General features: G+C 67.4%; 17 protein-coding genes. 7 read left to right on the top strand and 10 right to left on the bottom strand.

Annotated features, from left to right (window positions below; translation table 11 throughout):
• Genes ACFXOO_RS03460 through ACFXOO_RS03475 form a run of 4 tightly spaced genes read right to left on the bottom strand, consistent with a single transcriptional unit; the run spans position 1 to position 5,174 of the window.
• Positions 1–1,881 carry a glycogen debranching N-terminal domain-containing protein gene (locus tag ACFXOO_RS03460; RefSeq protein ID WP_394562788.1) on the bottom strand — a complete coding sequence of 627 codons (1,881 nt, stop codon included), beginning with the start codon at positions 1,879–1,881 and terminating at the stop codon, positions 1–3.
• The gene (locus ACFXOO_RS03465) at positions 1,878–2,792 is read right to left on the bottom strand and encodes a carbohydrate ABC transporter permease (RefSeq protein ID WP_394562789.1); all 915 of its coding nucleotides are present in this window, start codon (positions 2,790–2,792) and stop codon (positions 1,878–1,880) included. Before ACFXOO_RS03465 ends, ACFXOO_RS03460 begins: the two co-directional genes overlap by 4 nt.
• Positions 2,789–3,910: a carbohydrate ABC transporter permease gene (locus ACFXOO_RS03470; RefSeq protein WP_394562790.1), complete on the bottom strand. Its 1,122-nt coding sequence runs from the start codon at positions 3,908–3,910 to the stop codon at positions 2,789–2,791. The genes ACFXOO_RS03465 and ACFXOO_RS03470 overlap by 4 nt, the downstream gene beginning before the upstream one ends.
• A gap of 1 nt (position 3,911) precedes the next feature.
• The gene (locus ACFXOO_RS03475; RefSeq protein ID WP_378838066.1) at positions 3,912–5,174 is read right to left on the bottom strand and encodes an extracellular solute-binding protein; all 1,263 of its coding nucleotides are present in this window, start codon (positions 5,172–5,174) and stop codon (positions 3,912–3,914) included.
• Positions 5,175–5,288: 114 nt separating this feature from the next.
• Between ACFXOO_RS03475 and ACFXOO_RS03480 the strand changes: the two genes are divergently transcribed.
• Entirely contained in the window at positions 5,289–6,299 is a 1,011-nt protein-coding gene (locus tag ACFXOO_RS03480) for a LacI family DNA-binding transcriptional regulator (RefSeq protein ID WP_378838632.1), read from the top strand.
• 21 nt (positions 6,300–6,320) lie between these two features.
• On the opposite strand, the gene ACFXOO_RS03485 is transcribed toward ACFXOO_RS03480, so the two are convergent.
• Genes ACFXOO_RS03485 through ACFXOO_RS03495 form a run of 3 tightly spaced genes read right to left on the bottom strand, consistent with a single transcriptional unit; the run spans position 6,321 to position 8,507 of the window.
• Positions 6,321–6,797 (bottom strand): SixA phosphatase family protein, encoded by a 477-nt coding sequence (locus ACFXOO_RS03485; protein ID WP_394562791.1) that lies wholly within the window; start codon positions 6,795–6,797, stop codon positions 6,321–6,323.
• A gap of 41 nt (positions 6,798–6,838) precedes the next feature.
• On the bottom strand, positions 6,839–7,183 hold the full coding sequence (locus tag ACFXOO_RS03490) for a gamma-glutamylcyclotransferase family protein (RefSeq protein WP_394562792.1): 345 nt from the start codon (positions 7,181–7,183) through the stop codon (positions 6,839–6,841).
• A gap of 31 nt (positions 7,184–7,214) precedes the next feature.
• Positions 7,215–8,507 (bottom strand): DUF445 domain-containing protein, encoded by a 1,293-nt coding sequence (locus ACFXOO_RS03495; RefSeq protein WP_394562793.1) that lies wholly within the window; start codon positions 8,505–8,507, stop codon positions 7,215–7,217.
• A 69-nt stretch (positions 8,508–8,576) separates the two neighbouring features.
• Here ACFXOO_RS03495 and ACFXOO_RS03500 point away from each other — a divergent pair, with 69 nt between their 5' ends.
• A complete protein-coding gene (locus ACFXOO_RS03500; RefSeq protein ID WP_378838074.1) occupies positions 8,577–8,849 on the top strand; it encodes a metal-sensitive transcriptional regulator in 273 nt (90 codons plus the stop codon).
• Between the two features lie 9 nt (positions 8,850–8,858).
• On the opposite strand, the gene ACFXOO_RS03505 is transcribed toward ACFXOO_RS03500, so the two are convergent.
• A complete protein-coding gene (locus tag ACFXOO_RS03505; protein ID WP_378851499.1) occupies positions 8,859–10,019 on the bottom strand; it encodes an acyl-CoA dehydrogenase family protein in 1,161 nt (386 codons plus the stop codon).
• A 149-nt stretch (positions 10,020–10,168) separates the two neighbouring features.
• Here ACFXOO_RS03505 and ACFXOO_RS03510 point away from each other — a divergent pair, with 149 nt between their 5' ends.
• Complete coding sequence (locus ACFXOO_RS03510; protein WP_378838078.1) at positions 10,169–10,591, top strand: pilus assembly protein CpaE; 423 nt, start codon at positions 10,169–10,171, stop codon at positions 10,589–10,591.
• A gap of 24 nt (positions 10,592–10,615) precedes the next feature.
• On the opposite strand, the gene ACFXOO_RS03515 is transcribed toward ACFXOO_RS03510, so the two are convergent.
• On the bottom strand, positions 10,616–11,545 hold the full coding sequence (locus ACFXOO_RS03515) for an intradiol ring-cleavage dioxygenase (protein ID WP_394562794.1): 930 nt from the start codon (positions 11,543–11,545) through the stop codon (positions 10,616–10,618).
• Between the two features lie 75 nt (positions 11,546–11,620).
• Positions 11,621–12,844 carry an MFS transporter gene (locus tag ACFXOO_RS03520; RefSeq protein WP_394562795.1) on the bottom strand — a complete coding sequence of 408 codons (1,224 nt, stop codon included), beginning with the start codon at positions 12,842–12,844 and terminating at the stop codon, positions 11,621–11,623.
• Positions 12,845–13,194: 350 nt separating this feature from the next.
• Between ACFXOO_RS03520 and nrdH the strand changes: the two genes are divergently transcribed.
• The 4 genes from nrdH to nrdF are packed head-to-tail and all read left to right on the top strand — an operon-like array spanning position 13,195 to position 17,023.
• Entirely contained in the window at positions 13,195–13,428 is a 234-nt protein-coding gene (gene nrdH, locus ACFXOO_RS03525) for a glutaredoxin-like protein NrdH (protein ID WP_378838086.1), read from the top strand.
• A 16-nt stretch (positions 13,429–13,444) separates the two neighbouring features.
• Positions 13,445–13,876, top strand: a complete 432-nt coding sequence (nrdI, locus tag ACFXOO_RS03530) for a class Ib ribonucleoside-diphosphate reductase assembly flavoprotein NrdI (RefSeq protein WP_378838088.1) — start codon at positions 13,445–13,447, stop codon at positions 13,874–13,876.
• Entirely contained in the window at positions 13,858–16,014 is a 2,157-nt protein-coding gene (nrdE, locus tag ACFXOO_RS03535; RefSeq protein WP_378838091.1) for a class 1b ribonucleoside-diphosphate reductase subunit alpha, read from the top strand. The genes nrdI and nrdE overlap by 19 nt, the downstream gene beginning before the upstream one ends.
• Positions 16,015–16,045: 31 nt before the next feature.
• Entirely contained in the window at positions 16,046–17,023 is a 978-nt protein-coding gene (gene nrdF, locus ACFXOO_RS03540) for a class 1b ribonucleoside-diphosphate reductase subunit beta (protein WP_378851491.1), read from the top strand.
• Positions 17,024–17,300: the final 277 nt, after the last annotated feature.

Raw genomic sequence — 17,300 nt, forward strand, 5'->3', positions numbered from 1 at the left:
TCAGCTCCGCGCGATCTCCAGGCAGGTGATGGCGGCGGCGGCGGACCAGGCCTGGGGACGACACGCGGCAGGGTACGGCGCGGGCGCCGCCCGCTCGGAGCGGTCGTCTCCCGCGTACAGCTCGGGCATGCGGTAAGCGAAGGTCTCCGCGGCGTCGATCAGTTCGGCGACCACCGTCGCCGCCTCGTTGCGAAGGCCGGCGCGCGCCATACCGTGCGCCGCGATCGCGGTGTCGTGGGCCCACACCGCGCCGCGGTGGTATCCGAGCGGCCAATAGCCCGCGGCATCCGTCGACATCGTCCGGATGCCGAAGCCCGAGCTCATCGTGGGTCCGAGGAGCAAGGCGGCCACCGCGACCTCGTCGTCGTGGTCGAGAAGTCCCGTGCCGATCAGGTGGCCGATGTTGGAGGTGAGGGTGTCGACGGGTGCGCCGTCGCGATCGAGCGCGATCGCCGGGTAGCGGCCTTCCGGCGTCCGCACCCAGAAGTGGTCGGCGAATCGCCGCCGCAGGTCCGAGGCCCAGGTGCGGAGGTCCTCAGCGCCCGGTTCACCGAGCCGGTCGAGCAGGTCGGCCGCTCCGACGCACGCCTCGTAGGCGTAGCCCTGCACTTCGCAGAGTGCGATGGGCCCTTCGGCGAGGCGTCCGTCGCGCCATTGGACGGAGTCTCCGGAGTCCTTCCACCCCTGGTTGGCGAGGCCGTGTCCGGTGCGATCGATGTACGAGAGAAAGCCGTCGGCGGGAGTGCTGCGGTCGATCCAGGCCAGCGCCGCGCGCAGTGCGGGCAGGAGCGCGCGGACATCGGATTCCGCCATCCCGGCGCGGTGCGCATCGACGAGGACGCACACCCACAGCGCCGTCGCGTCGACCGTGCCGTAGTACAGCGGAGGCAGCACGATGCCCTCGCCCGGCATCTGCAGCTCGCCCGCGCGCAGTTCGTGCGGGATCTTGCCCGGCTCCTCCTCGGTCGCGGGGTTGTCGACCGAGCCCTGCAGTCTCGCCAGCACCCGGAGAGTGGATGCCGCGAGCCCGATGTCGACCGGAAGCATCATGCGTGCGGCCCACAGCGAGTCGCGACCGAAGAGCGTGAAGAACCAGGGCGCTCCCGCGGCGAGGAACGTGTCTTCGGGGTGCTCGGGGAGCGCCAGCCGCAGCGCCGCGAGGTCGTCGAGGGCGACATCGGCCCATTGCGCCAGCCGTCGATCGACGCCCCCGGTGGGGGTCGTCCAGTCGGAGGGACCCGTCGGGCCGGTCACGACGAGACCGGGGTCGGCGAGGTCGGCGATCCAGGTGACGGATGCCTCGGTCCCGGGCTCTGCGCGGACGTCCCAGGTGAGGGTCACGGCGTCGTGGTCGATGCGCCAGCGCGCATCCGCGGCGGTGAGGGCGATCGACGGACTACCGCTCACCCCGACGCCGTCGATGCGGACGCCGTCCGCGCGGTGCGCGGCGTGCCACGCCTCGGCGTGGCCCGTCCCGGATTTGACATCGCTGAGCTGCCGGAAGTCCGGCACCAGCCGGACCTCCACCGTGGTGTGCAGGGCGGACGGCAGCACGGAGCGGATGCGCAGGGTCTCTGTCATGCGACCGGCCACGACCTCGCGGTCCCGCGTCACGCGCACGTGGGGATCGGGTGTGGGGTCGTCCGAGCTGCGCAGGAGGCTGTCGAAGCCCGTGCGACCCGCGTGGGACGGGGCCGCGCCGATCGGCTCGGCCCGGCCCGAGGCCCAGGTCACGGCGACGTCGCTCAGCATCCGCCGATCGCCGTGGTAGACCCCGTCGATGGCGGCGCTCATGTCGCCGGAGGCGCGCGACCACACCTGGGTGGGAGCGCAGAGGGTGATGGTGGCATCGTGCAGGAACGGCTGGAGTCCGGTCGTCATCCCTTGACGGCCCCTTCCGTGGTGTTCATGATGCGCTTCTGGAAGATGAAGAACAGCACGGCGACGGGAATCGTCATCAGCGCCGCCGCGGCGAGCTTGAGCGGGTACTGCGTCCCCTGACTCAGCTGTCCCGACGCCAGCGACGCCACGCCCTTCGTCAGAGTCGTGAGCTCGGGCGACTGCGTCGAGACGATGAAGTGGCTCAGCTCGTTCCACGATCCCTGGAACGACAGGATGATGATCGTGATCAGCGCGGGTCGGGCCATCGGGAGCACGACCGACCAGAACACGCGGAACGAGCCCGCTCCGTCGATGCGTGCCTGCTCCTCGACCGAGACGGGGATCGACTCGAAGAAGTTCTTCATGATGAAGACGCCGGCGGCGTCCACGAGCAGCGGGATGATCATGCCGGCATAGGAGTTGTAGAGCCCGAGCTGATTGAGCACGAGGAACTTCGGGATCAGCAGCACGACGCCCGGAACGGCCATGACCGCGACGACCAGCGCGAAGATCACTCCGCGCCCGCGGAAGTTGAGGCGGGCGAGCGCGTAGCCGGCGAGCGACACGAAGAACACCCTGCCCAGCGTCACCACGATCGTGACGATGGCGGAGTTCGCGAACCAGAGCGGGAAGTCGCTGTTCGCGAACAGCCGCTCGTACGCGGCGAACGTGAGGGTCTGCGGGAACAGCGAGATCGGATCGGCTGCCGCCTCGGCGTCGCTCTTGAACGACGTCGCGACCTGCACCAGGAACGGATAGATGTAGATGAGCGCCAGCAGGGCGAGCGTTCCGTAGAGCAGCACCTGGCCGCCCACGCTCTTCACCGTCAGCCTTCGCCGCCGGTGCGGGGGAGTGCGGACGGAGTTGTCGGGTCGAAGGGTCTCGACGCGACCGATCGCGGTTCCGGTCATGACCGTGCCCCCTTCGGCTGATACGCGCGGATGCGTCGACGGGAGACGGCCCGTTCGCGCAGCACCCATCGCTGGAAGATCGTGAAGACGATGATGATGAGGAAGAGGATGAACGCGATTGCCGCGCCGTTGCCCCACTTCTGCTCCTGGAATGCCGTCTGGTACGACAGGAACGCGGGTGTCAGCGTGGTCTTGCCGGGCGCGCCCTGCGTGCCGGTGTAGATCTGGTCGAAGACCTGCCAGCACCCGATCAGCCCGAGCGTCAGCACGGTGAACAGAGTCGGACGCAGCTGGGGGAGGGTGATCCGCCAGAAGCGCTGCCAGGCGTTGGCGCCGTCCATCACCGCGGCCTCGCCGAGCTCGCCGCCGATGTTCTGCAGCGCGGCGACGAAGAGCAGCATGAATGTGCCGCTGGTGGTGAAGACCGCCATCAGGATGAATGCACTCATGGCGACGGACGGGCCTGCCAGCCACTCCCACCACGAGATGCCCATGAAGCCGGCGCCGGTGAGCGACTCGGGGCCGTCGGTGATGCCGACCGCCCCCAGGGCGATGTGCACGATGCCGCGCGGGTCGTTGAACCAGTTGGGTCCGGTACCGCCGAGGGCGCCGAGCACCTCGTTCACGACGCCGGTCGTGGAGAACAGGAAGAGCCAGAGCACCGTGATGGCGACGGAGCTCGTCACGGAGGGGAAGTAGAACGCCGTGCGGAAGAATCCGCGCCCACGGAGGATCGCCCGACTGACCAGGACTGCGAGGAAGAGCGACAGCGCGGTCTGCACCGGAACGACCAGCACGACGTACCACGCGTTGTTGCGCAAGGAGATGCCGAAGTTGCGCTCCGCGAGTCCGCCACCGCTCGTCACGTCGGCGTAGTTCTGTCCGCCGATGAAGCTGACGTCCGAGGAGAGCGGTGAGCCGCGTCCCGACCAGTCGGAGAAGCTCACCCACAGCGCCATGAGAACGGGGACGAGCAGGAAGACGCCCAGGATGACGATGACGGGGAGCGTGAAGAGCCACCCCGCCACCCCCTCCCCGCCGCGGATGCCGCCGGAGCGGGCCCGCTTGCGGGGAGAGGCGGGGGCCGACGAGGGCGTCGGCGTGGCGGTGGTGGTCATGTCAGCCGACGACGCTCTCGAGGTTGGCCTGCACCGACTCGAGGATGGTGTTCGGATCCGCCGTCTTCAGCGTCTCGAGCTGGGAGTTGAAGTCGCCGATGACGTCGGTGACACCCGCATTGGTCGGCACGCCCTGCGCATAGTCGGCACCCGTGAGGAACGGGACCAGATTCGGGTTGGCGGATGACCAGTCGTCGGCCGCGGACTGCACCGACGGCATCGGTCCGAAGGCCTTCGAGAACGCGAGCTGCTGCTCGGACGAGGTCATGTACTCGGCCAGGTCGAGCGCCGCCTCCTGGTTGGGGCTGTCCGCTGCCATGCCCCAGCAGTTGGTGAACTGCAGCGTGCCCTTGCCGGCGGGGCCGGCGGGGAGCTCTGCGATCGTGTAGTTGACGTCGGGGTAGTCGGCCGAAAGAGCGCCGGTGATCCAGTTGCCCTCGATCGTCATCGCACCGAGCTGCTTACCGAAGGCCTCGCCGCCCCACCCCGCGCCGACATCCTTCGCGTAGGCGAACGAACCGTCGTTGAGGTGCTCCTGCACATAGGTCAGCGCTTCGACGTTCGCGTCGCTGGTGGCTTCCGCCGTCGTCCCGTCCTCCGAGACGAGGCGTCCCCCGGCCTGCGCCATGAAGGCTCCGAGCCGGGCGTACTCGCCGCTGATGACGAGACCCTTCGTGGTGCCGTTCGTCAGCTTCTGCGCGTCGGCTGCCAGCTGATCCCACGACGTCGGGATGTCGGCATCCGTCAGTCCTGCCTGGGTCCACAGGTCGGTGTTGATCACGAGCTGGAGCGTCGAGAAGTCCTTCGGCGCGCAGTAGAACGTGTCGTCGACGGTGAAGTTCTGCACGAGGGAGGGGTAGAAGTCGTCCTTGTTGGCGAGCATGTCGCCGTACGCCTTCAGCGAGCCGTTGCCCGCGTACGACGCGATCGAGTCCGCGGCCAGATAGAACAGGTCGGGCGGGGAGCCCGCGGCGAAGCCCTGGGACAGCTGCTGCGAGAGATTGGTGGCGACGGTGACCGAGGCCTCCACTCCCGAGTCCGCCGACCACGCCGCGACGGCGTCTTCGACGGCCTTGGTCTCGGCGTCGCCGCTCGAGCCGATCATCACCGTGAGCGCCGAGTCCGAGGAGGTGAGCTCGCCGGACGCCGTATCGCTGCTGCTCCCGCCTCCGCTGAACCCCTGGCCGCACCCGCTGAGGGTGAGTGCGGCGACCGCCGCGATCCCACCGATTCCGAGGGCCGCGCGTGCTGTGTATCGCGTCATGACATCTCCTTCGATTCCATCAGACTAGGAATTTGATCGTTCAAATTGCCGTGTAGTGCCAAGCTTGAGTGTCGATGACGGTGATGTCAAGGGGTGGCGAGGAGCGAAATGACCATGCAGAGGGCCGCCACGATCGAGGACGTGGCACGACAGGCGGGGGTCTCGCGACAGACGGTCAGCAACGTGCTGAATTCGCCCGAGGTCGTGCGCGACGGCACCCGCGAACGTGTGCGCGCGGCGATCTCCGCGCTCGGGTACGCCCCGCACGCGTCGGCACGTCGCCTCCGCACGCAGCGCAGCTCCACCATCGGCGTGCACCTCGATCCGTACGCGGGCGGCATCTCGGGCGTCGTGCTCGACCGGTTCGTGCACGCTCTTGCCGAGCACGCCAGCGATCGCGGGATGCGGGTGCTGCTCTACGCCGCGCGGAGCCCCGAGGAGGAGATCGCGCGCATGGGAGAGCTCGTGGACGGCGGAGACGTCGACGCGGTGCTCATCACGGGAACGTTCCACGGCGACCCGCGCACGGGATGGCTGACGCAGCGCGGGCTGCCCTTCGTGTCGTTCGGCCGCCCCTGGGGTCTCGACGACATCGACGACCCGCAGCACCTCTGGGTCGACGTCGACGGGGCGGCCGGAACACGCGCCGCCACCGATCACCTGCGTGCCGCCTCCGGGGAACGTGTCGCGTTCCTGGGCTGGCCCGCGGGGTCCGGCACGGGCGACGACCGCGAACGCGGGTGGCGTGAGGCGATGGGCGAGGCGGCGGGCACGGATGCTGCGCCACGCCTGGTCGCGGTGGAGAACGTCGCCGCGGCTCGGCAGGTGGTCGAGCGCGTCCTCGTCGACAGGGCCATCGACGCGATCGTGTGCGCGAGCGACTCGCTCGCCATCGGGGCGCACCTCGCCGCGGTGGCGGGTGGCCGTGCGGACCTGCCCATCATCGGATTCGACAACACCCCTGCGGCGGAGGCCCTGGGCCTGTCGAGCGTCGAGCAGCTGCCCGAACGCGTCGCCGCCGGGGCCATGGACCTCCTGATGGGGGAGGGGCTCTCGATCGCTCCGCGCTCGACGACGCCCGGCCACGCCCACGTCCTGGTCGAGCCGCTGCTCGTGGTGCGCTGAGGACCCCGCCGGATCGACGACTCAGGCGAGGCCGGGGGCGTCGAACGTCCAGTCATCCGGGGCCAGGGCGTCCACGGTGTCCCACTGGGCATCTGTCCAGGTGAACGTGGCGACCGCGCACGTCGGCATCCGGCTCACCCCGTCGCCGGACAGATCGCCCGCGAGGGTCGACATGCCGGGGTCGTGCGCGACGAGCACGACCGACCGCGCCCTGGTGGCGGCCGCGACCGCGAGCAGCGTCCGGGGCGGGGCGCCGTAGAGGATCGGCTCGAGGTCGACCGCGGTGCCGAGTTCCGCACCGAATGCTTCGGCGGTCGTGCGTGCCCGCACGGCCGTGCTCGACACGATCACGTCGGGCCGGAATCCGGTGTCTGCCAGCCTGCGGGCCATCACCGGGGCATCCCTCAGGCCGCGGGCGTTCAGGGGTCGATCGTGATCGTCGAGATCGGGGTCGCCCCAATCCGACTTCGCGTGGCGGACGAGCACAAGCCGGATCATGTCCGCACCATCTTTCCTCGAAGCAGCCGTCCCACGTTCACTCATCGCACGCTCACGTAGACCCAGGCGGTGCGCCCGCTGCTCAGCGTGGCCGCGGTGCGCACGTAGAGCGCGACCTCGTACTCGTCGGCCGCTTCCAGCTCATCGTCGCTGATCAGCAGCACGGAGCCCGTCACCTTGTCGCGCGGGTCGCCGGTCGCCGTGACGATCGGGTGCACCGCGAGTCCCGACACCTCGACCACCCGAGGGTCGTCGATCTCGGCGTAGGACACGCGGTAGCCGGGCAGCGCATCGGCCTCGGCGAGGGGCAGGCGACCGAAAGTGTCGAGCTGCACCTCGGACTGCTGCAGCGTCCCGTACGTGAAGAGGAGCTGATCGGCGGCCACGCGTTCAGGCTAGCCGTTGCGGGCGCTCCGGTCAGCCGAGAAACGCATGTGCGATCGTGAAGATCGCCAGCCCGGCCAGCGCGCCCACGATGGTGCCGTTCAAGCGGATGTACTGCAGGTCTCGACCGACCATGAGCTCGATCTTCTCCGTCGTCTCGGCCGGATCCCAGCGCTCGACGGTGTCGGTGATGATGGAGGCGATGTCGTGGCGGTAGCGACTCACGAGGAACACCGCTCCCTGGCCGACCCAGTCGTCCACGCGACGTTGGAGCGCAGCGTCCGTCCGCAATCTCCCGCCCACGTCGACGAGTGCCGCTGTGGCGCGCGTGCGCAAGCCGCTGTCGGGGTCGGCGAGGGCGGTCAGCAGTCCGGTCTTGGCCGTGTTCCAGGCGGCGGCGGCGAGCTCGCGCACGCGCGGGCTGTCGAACACGGCGATCTTGCTGTCCTCGAGTCGGCCGATCGTGGCGGGGTCGTGCTGCAGACCGTCGGCCAGTCGTTCGAGGTAGGCGTCGATCGCGTGGCGGGCCGGGTGATCAGGATCGGCCCGCACCGCGGCGACGAACCTCACGGCCTCGTTGTAGATCGTGTCGTCGACGAGGCGGTGCGCCAGCGAGGGCACCCACGTCGGCAGTCGTCGAGACACCAGCCCGTCGAAGGCGGCGTGGTTGCCCTCGAGCCACGCCGCGACGTTCTCGGCGGCCATGTCGACGGCGCCGTGATGCGCTCCGGATGCCACGATCCGCTCGAGCCATCCGCCGAGCGGCGGGCCCCACTCGGGCATGATCAGATGCGTGCGTGCGAGGTCCTCGATGATGCCGTTCACGTCGTCGTCGCTGAGGGCGTTCAGCACCCCCGTCGCCATGGTGGCGCCTTCGGAGAGGACGCGCTGGGCGTGGGTCTGCCCCTGCGCAGAAGGCTCCGGGTCGGTGAGCCATCTGCCGACACTCATGGCGATCGACAGGGAATCGAGCTTGGTGCGCACGACCTCCTCGGAGAGGAAGTTCGTCTCGACGAACTCTCCGAGTGTGCGGCCGATCTCGTCCTTGCGATTCGGGATGATCGCGGTGTGCGGAATCGGGATGCCGAGCGGATGCCGGAAGAGCGCGGTGACCGCGAACCAGTCCGCGAGCGCGCCCACCATGCCGCCCTCCGCGGCGGCGCGGACGTAGTCCAGCCACGGGTAGCGTTCCTGCAGCGTGAACGCGACGACGAAAAGCACGGCCATGAACACGAGCGCGCCGAGCGCGACGGTCTTCATCAGACTCAGGGCACGACGCCGCTCCTGGTCCGCGGGACTGAGCAGAGCAGGGGGAGTGCGGGCCATGCGGCCCATCCTCGCACGAGGGCGGCACGCGGGCCGCGGCGAGGAGAGCCTCGGCGGTAGCCTTGCGGCGTGATCGACGACATCAAGAAGCGCGCCCTGCACCGCACCAGCATCCTGGAGGGGCAGCTCCGGGGCCTCGCCAAGATGATCGAGGGCGAGGACTACTGCATGGACATCATCGCCCAGTCCCGAGCCATCGAGCGGGCGCTGGAGTCGCTGAACCGGCTGCTGCTCGAGAACCACCTGCGCACCCACGTGACCGAGATGTTCGACGCGGGCGGCGAGCAGCGCGACCAGGCCGTCGCCGAACTGCTGAAGGCGTTCGACTTCGACCGGCGCTAGGTCGGACTTCTACGGCTGGAGCGGACCGAGCCATGCGCCGGCCACGGTGGAGTGGACCGACTCGGGGTCGGACGGATGGAACATCCCGGCCAGGACGTCTCGGTAGAGCCGGCTCAACTCGGAGCGCGAGAAGTAGGAAGACCCGCCGCTGACGAGGATCGCTTCGTCGACGACCTGCTTGGCCGTGACGACCGCGCGGTGCTTCAGGCCCGACAGCTGTGCGAACCACTGCGATCCGCGGTCCGCGCCCTGATCGATATCGCGGGCGAGCGAAGCGATCTGCGGGGGAAGGGCGTCGTAGGCGAGCGCCATGTCGGCGATGCGCCAGCGGATGTCGGGATCCTGGCTGTACGCCTTGCCGGTCTTCTTCGATCGCCGTGCGCCGGCCGTCTCGACGGCGACCTCGAGCGCTCGCCGGGCGATGCCCGTGTACACCGATGCGATCAGCACCTCGAAGACGCTGAAGATCCCGAACACGATCGGGTCGGGGTTCGGACCCGGAGCCACCCGGCGCACGACGCGATCGGAGGGGGCGACGGCGCCGTGCAGCTCGGTGGTGCGACTCTGCGTCGCGCGCATGCCCAGGGTGTCCCAGTCATCGCGCGTCACGACCGCGTCGCTGCGTGGGACGAAGGCGTAGATCATCTGAGGCGCATCCGGCGACGTGGTGTCCAGGCCGTGCATCCCCAGCTGCGTCCAGACCGGCGACAGGGTCGTGAAGATCTTGGTCCCGGTGAACGTATACGCCCCATCGGCCCGGGGCGCGGCATCCGTCTCGCTCCCGAACAGCACGAGGTCGTTGCCGGCCTCGCTGATCCCGAACGCGAAGATCTCGCCGGCGGCGGCGCCCGTCTGCACGAATGCGAGGTCGTCGATACCGCGGTCCTGCATCACTTTGGCGACCCCGGTCCACACGAGGTGCATGTTGATCGCCAGGGCGGTCGCCGGTGCCGCCGTCGCGAGGCGCTGCTGCAGGACGGATGCCTCGACCAGGCTCAGCCCGGATCCGCCGCGATCGACCGGCACGAGGATCGCGAGGTATCCGGCGGCCTGAAGCTCGGCGAGGTCGTCGTGTGGAAAGGTGTTCTCGCGGTCATGGACGACCGCGCGCTCACGGAAGCGGGCGAGCAGGTCGTCGGGCAGGAGCGCCGCGGGATCGAAGGAGGTCACCGCACCATTCTCGTCCGCTCGGCCGCCGTCGGCGTCAGCTCGCGGCATCCGGAGAACCTCGAGGGCGCGCGGGCGGGGCGACGGGGACGGGCGAGTGCTCGCTCGAGGAGCGGCCCGCGGTCGCCGCATACCGGGCCATGATTGTCTTCATGATCTCTACGGAATCCGCTGCGGCTCTGCGCCAAGCCGGACTGGTCTGGCGCCCGGCATCGGGTGATCGGTTCCAGTTGAACGAGCCGGAGTTCGACGCGGACGTCTTCACCGTGAGCGACATGACGATCGAGCCACGGTCGTATTCCACGGGAAGCATATTGGCGTTCAACGGAACCACCGAATGGGCCCTGGATTCGGTCGCCCTCGAGGACGCCCTGTGGCTGCCCCATGAAAGCCAGCTGCGGGAGATGCTGCGCACCGCGTTCCGCGCCCTACGGCGTCTCCCCGACACGTACGAGGTCGAGATCGCGGTGCGTCGGCCCGAGGGCACGGGGGAAGACGTGTTCGCCTTCCAGCATCCGGAGCCCGCGGATGCGTACGCGCTCGCTGTGCTCGAGCTGCTGCGCCGCATCGCCTGACGCGAGCGGGGAGGGGGACGGTCCTCAGACACCCACCGTCAACGTCGCGGAGTAGCCCGTGGACACCGAACCCGACATCGTGGCCATCTGGTGGATCCCGCCGTCATCGCCGAACACCATGTCGGACTGCAGTGAGGTCTGCGCGAGGTTGCGGACACTCTGTTCATACCCCGCGGTCGCGTAGACGGCCGAGTCGATCTCCTCCGGGAGCGCCATCTGTGAGGTCTTCACGATCGGACCGGACGTGACGGCGCTGTCGACATCGTCGTAGACCTCGAAGTGGATGTGCGGCCACCGGCCGGAGTAGCACGCGGGATAGATGCTGGTGAAGGTCACCAGCCCGTTGGCGTCGGTCTGCTGCACCCCTCTCAGATAGTTCTCGTTCTCGACGCCCGAGCTGTACAGCGAGTAGTTGCCGTCGCGATCGCAATGCCACACGTAGACGCCTTTGCCGGCGAGCGCGGCACCGGTCGCGGCGTCGCGGACCGTCAGCGCGATGACGAGGGGAATGCCCGGCGCGACGGTCGTGGAAGAGCCGAAGCTCGCGCGGATGTCGCTGCGGACGATTCCCGAGTCGTCGAGCACGTTCACCCCGTTCGAGCCGTCACCCGGGTACGGACCGGCTGTCTCATCGGGGACCTCATCGAGCGGGTCGGATGCGTCGGCCGTCGCGGTGGCCGACGCGGTCGGCGTCGACGATGCGCGCGTGGCGCTCGCGGTCGCCGTGGCGGAGGCGTCCGCCGCTGCGGTGACACCGCACGCGGTGAGCAGGGAGGTCAGCGTGAGTCCCCCGAAGATCCCAAGCGCGCGGCGGCGGTTGACGAGCGTCTGCACGTCGTACACCAGACCACGGTGGTCTTCATCGATGGGGACGCCGTTCTCGTCCTCCCACACGCGGGTGCCGTGGGCGTCGGGGGCATCGTCGGACGGGCGGTCGTGGAAGCGCGATGTCATGTCTCCACGCAACCGCACGGCGATATGAGCGTCCTATGCGCTCCCTACGTCACCCGCATGACAACGCACGCCGGGTCACGTGATCGTGGGAACCGGCTCGGTGTCGGGAATCGGACTGGCATCACGGCCGCGCAGGTCGGGGAAGCCGCGCACGAACGCCGCCGAGACGAGTACGCCGACCAGTGCGAACGCCGTCGCCGCCGCGTATGCACCCCACGGGCCCACCCCGTCGATGAGGAAGCCGGCGACCGCAGAACCGGCGGCCGCACCGATGAGCTGTCCGGTGCCGACCCAGCCGAACGCCTCGGCGGTGTCGCTGAATTTCACGCTCGCGGAGGTGATCGCGAAGATGAGCGCCAGTGCCGGTGCGATGCCGACTCCGGCGAGGACGAGGGTGATGCCCAGCCACCACACGTTCGGCTGCGCCGCGGCGAACATCACCGGAAGGGTGAGGGCGAGGCCGATCGTGACGATGGTCAGTCGTCGCGCCATCGACCAGGAGCTCATCGGGATGCGTCCCGACAGGAGTCCGCCGGCGAGGCTGCCCACCGAGAAGACGGCGAGGACGAGCCCGGCCTCGAGGCCGCCGTGTCCGAAGGTGGCGACCACGCCCGCCTCGACGGCGCTGCACGCGCCGATCAGCAGGAAGCCGACGACCGTGGCCAGCAGCACGGGTGCTTTCGTGAGGACGACGCCCAGCTTCCGCCGGCTGCGGGGGATGCGCACGCGCCCGAGCTCGGGGGAGAGGATGAACCACGCCCCGCCGCCGATGAGGATGACGACGATGAGAAGGATGGCGGGCACGGTGCCGGCCTGAGTGGCGACGAGCGTGATGACGACGGGCGCGAGGATCCAGATGATCTCCTGCAGCGAGGCGTCGAGGGAGAACAGTGCGGTCAGCTGTCGGGAGTTCACCATCTTCGGATAGATGGTGCGGACCGCCGACTGCACGGGCGGGGTGGAGAGCCCGGCGAGCAGCCCCAAGGCCATGTAGGCCGGCAAGGGCATCTCGACCAGCCCGATGGTGGTCAGCGAGATGGCGCAGATCACGAGGGTGATGCTGAGCACCTTGCGCATGCCCCAGATGCCCATCCATCGACTGGTGACGGGGCCGGCGAGCGCCTGGCCGATCGACGTCGCCGCCAGGACGAGGCCGGCGGCGCCGTACGAGCCCGTCACGTGCTCGATGTGCAGAAGGATGGCCAGGCTGGTCATGCCGTTCGGGAAGCGAGCCGTGAGTTGCGCGGCGATGATGCGCCCCACTCCGCGCGTGCGCAGCAGCTCTCGATACCCGGCCATGGTCACCCACGCTACCGATCCGCGCCGCGGCCCGCGACACGCCGGAACCGCCCGACGGCATCGAATCCGCTGCGTCTAGCGGCCGACGCAGGAGCACCTGTGGATGGATAGCCGGGCGGGCAGCGAGATCGGCGGGATTCGGGGCTTTCCGAGCTTCGAAACCCGACCCGCGCCTGTGGATGAATCGGTGGACAACGTGTGTTGTACCTGGGGAGAGGTGTGGATAATCACACCGATGTAACTACTAGCCCTTGTGGTGCTTTCCAATGTCGGTACCCATATGTAGTATTGGTCATCCCGGTGGGGTCTACCGGGAGAAGCAGACGAACTGAGGGGAGAAACGGGTCAACATGGCAATCACGGTCTACACCAAGCCCTCGTGCGTTCAGTGCACGGCGACCTATCGCGCGCTGGATTCGAAGGGGATCGAATACGAGGTCCTCGATCTCTCCCAGGACGCCGGTGCGCTCGAGCAGGTCAAGGCGCTCGGCTACCTCCAGGCGCCGGTCGTCATCACCGATGAAGACCACTGGTCGGGATTCCGTCCCGACAAGATCGACGAACTCGCCAGCCGCCTGGCCTGACACCCCGGCGGCGCTCATGCAGACAGCGACAGAAGCGCCGCTGCTGGTCTACTTCTCCAGCGTGTCCGGCAACACGGCGCGATTCATCGAGAAGTTGGGCATGCCGGCGATGCGGATTCCGCTCACCGGCGGCGAGCCCCTGCTCCACGTCGACGAACCTTTCGTCCTGGTCACGCCCACGTACGGCGGGGGACAGGGTAGAGGAGAGGAACGCGGGGCCGTACCCAAACAGGTCATCCGGTTCCTCAACGACGAGGGCAATCGGAGCCTGATCCGCGGAGTCATCTCCGCGGGCAACACGAACTTCGGCGACGCGTTCTGCGCCGCCGGTGACATCATCAGCCGCAAGTGCCGAGTACCGCACTTGTATCGGCTGGAAGTCTTCGGCACGCCCGAAGACGTGGATCGCGTGAGCGACGGATTGGAACGATGGTGGAAACTGCGCTGACTGAGGCCGAATTCAAGGTGAACGCGCGCTTCGAGGGGCTCGATTATCACGCCCTGAACGCGATGCTCAACCTCTATGACGAGGACGGGAAGATCCAGTTCGACGCTGACAAGCGGGCGGCGCGCGAGTACTTCCTGCAGCACGTCAACCAGAACACGGTGTTCTTCCACTCCCTGCAGGAGCGCTTGGACTACCTGGTCGAGAAGGAGTATTACGAGCCGGCCGTGCTGGCGAAGTACACCCCCGAGTTCATCCAGGAGCTCAACGACCTGGCGTACGCGAAGAAGTTCCGTTTCGACACGTTCCTCGGAGCCTTCAAGTACTACACGAGCTACACGCTCAAGACGTTCGACGGCAAGCGGTACCTCGAGCGGTTCGAGGATCGCGTCGTGATGACGGCCCTCGGCCTCGCCGACGGCGATCAGAAGCTCGCCACCGATCTGGTCGAAGAGATCATCGCCGGTCGCTTCCAGCCCGCGACACCGACGTTCCTGAACACCGGCAAGGCGCAGCGCGGCGAACTGGTCTCGTGCTTCCTGCTTCGCATCGAAGACAACATGGAGTCGATCTCGCGGGGCATCAACTCCTCGCTGCAGTTGAGCAAGCGCGGTGGTGGTGTCGCCCTCCTGCTGTCCAACATCCGCGAGTCGGGCGCACCGATCAAGCAGATCGAGAACCAGTCCAGCGGCATCATCCCCGTGATGAAGCTGCTCGAAGACAGCTTCAGCTACGCGAACCAGCTCGGTGCGCGTCAGGGAGCCGGTGCGGTGTACCTCTCGGCCCACCACCCCGACATCCTGCGCTTCCTCGACACGAAGCGTGAGAACGCCGACGAGAAGATCCGCATCAAGACGCTCTCGCTCGGTGTCGTCATCCCCGACATCACGTTCGAGCTCGCCAAGAACGACGAAGACATGTACCTCTTCTCGCCGTACGACGTCGAGCGCGTCTACGGTGTGCCGTTCGGCGACATCTCCGTCACCGACAAGTACCGCGAGATGGTCGACGACGCGCGCATCAAGAAGACGAAGATCAACGCGCGCGAGTTCTTCCAGACCCTCGCCGAGATCCAGTTCGAGTCGGGCTATCCGTACATCATGTTCGAGGACACGGTGAACAAGGCCAACCCGATCAAGGGTCGGATCAACATGTCCAACCTGTGCTCGGAGATCCTCCAGGTCAACACGCCCACGACGTACAACGAAGACCTCTCCTACGCCGAGATCGGCAAGGACATCTCGTGCAACCTCGGGTCGATGAACATTGCCCTGGCGATGGACGGCGGAAACCTCGGTGCCACGGTTGAAACCGCCATCCGCGCGCTCTCCGCGGTCAGCGAGCAGTCGCACATCTCGTCTGTGCGCTCCATCGAGGACGGCAACGACCGCTCCCACGCGATCGGCCTGGGGCAGATGAACCTGCACGGCTACCTCGCCCGTGAGCACGTGCACTACGGGTCGGAGGAGGGGCTGGACTTCACCAACATCTACTTCTACACGGTGCTGTTCCACGCCCTGCGCGCCTCGAACAACCTCGCGATCGAGCGTGGTGTCGCCTTCGACGGCTTCGCCGACTCCACCTACGCCTCGGGAGAGTTCTTCGACAAGTACACGGATGCCGCATGGCAGCCCGAGACCGAGAAGGTCAAGGAGCTCTTCGCCGGCATCCCGATCCCGACGCAGGAGGACTGGGCGGCTCTGAAGGCCAGCATCCAGCAGCACGGCATCTACAACCAGAACCTGCAGGCGGTGCCGCCGACCGGCTCGATCTCGTACATCAACAACTCGACGAGCTCGATCCACCCGATCGCGTCGAAGATCGAGATCCGCAAGGAAGGCAAGCTCGGCCGCGTCTACTACCCGGCGCCGTTCATGACGAACGAGAACCTGGAGTACTACCAGGACGCCTACGAGATCGGCTACGAGAAGGTCATCGACACGTATGCGGTGGCCACGCAGCACGTCGACCAGGGCCTGTCGCTGACGCTGTTCTTCAAAGACACCGCGTCGACGCGCGACATCAACAAGGCGCAGATCTACGCATGGCGCAAGGGCATCAAGACGATCTACTACATCCGCCTCCGGCAGATGGCGCTCGAAGGCACCGACATGACCGAGTGCGTTTCGTGCATGCTGTGACGCTCAATTCATTCGATCACCGAGGACGTTCATGACCCCCGAAAAGCTCAAGCTGCTCACGCAGGTGCAGGCCATCAACTGGAACCGCATCCAGGACGATAAAGACGTCGAGGTGTGGAACCGTCTGGTCAACAACTTCTGGTTGCCGGAGAAGATCCCGCTGTCCAACGACATCCAGTCGTGGAACACGCTGACGCCCGACGAGCAGCTGCTCACGATGCGCGTCTTCACCGGGCTCACGCTGCTCGACACCGTGCAGGCGACGGTCGGCGCGGTCTCGCTCATCCCCGACGCGATCACGCCGCACGAAGAGGCGGTGTACACGAACATCGCCTTCATGGAGTCGGTACACGCGAAGAGCTATTCGTCGATCTTCTCGACGCTGTGCTCGACGAAGGAGATCGACGAGGCGTTCCGGTGGTCGGTCGAGAACCCGAACCTTCAGAAGAAGGCTCAGATCGTCATGGAGTACTACCAGGGTGACAGCCCGCTCAAGCGCAAGGTCGCGTCGACCCTGCTCGAGAGCTTCCTGTTCTACTCGGGCTTCTACCTGCCGATGCACTGGTCGTCGCGTGCGAAGCTCACCAACACGGCCGACCTCATCCGGCTGATCATCCGAGACGAAGCCGTGCACGGCTACTACATCGGCTACAAGTTCCAGAAGGGTCTCGAGAAGGTCACGCAGACCGAACGCGACGATCTGAAGGATTACACGTTCTCTTTGCTGTACGAGCTCTACGACAACGAGATCCAGTACACGCAGGACCTCTACGACGGCGTCGGCCTGACGGAGGACGTCAAGAAGTTCTTGCACTACAACGCCAACAAGGCGCTGATGAACCTCGGGTACGAGGCGATGTTCCCGTCGTCGGTCACGAATGTGAACCCGGCGATCCTCTCCGCTCTGTCGCCGAACGCCGACGAGAACCACGACTTCTTCAGCGGGTCGGGCTCGTCGTATGTGATCGGCAAGGCCGAGGCCACCGAGGACGCGGACTGGGACTTCTGACACCCTGAGCCGCCGCGGCGTGCTCACGACGAGAAGAACGGCCGGCGCCGGTCACCGAACGGTGATCAGCGGCGGCCGTTCTTCTCGGAAGTAATCGGCCGGGCGCGGCGTTTGTCAACCACCCCCACGGATGTGGTCGCTACCGCGCAGATTACGTAGCCTTGAAACAAGCAAGTACGCCTGGGGCTGCGCTTGCGTGGTTGATGCACTCGCCTGGGGCGATGTGCACGCGTGCCCCCTCGGATGCCGGTCGCTCGATCGTGTGTCCGAGGGGGCA

It is taken from the genome of Microbacterium sp. P03 (genome assembly GCF_043556235.1).
Lineage (GTDB): Bacteria > Actinomycetota > Actinomycetes > Actinomycetales > Microbacteriaceae > Microbacterium.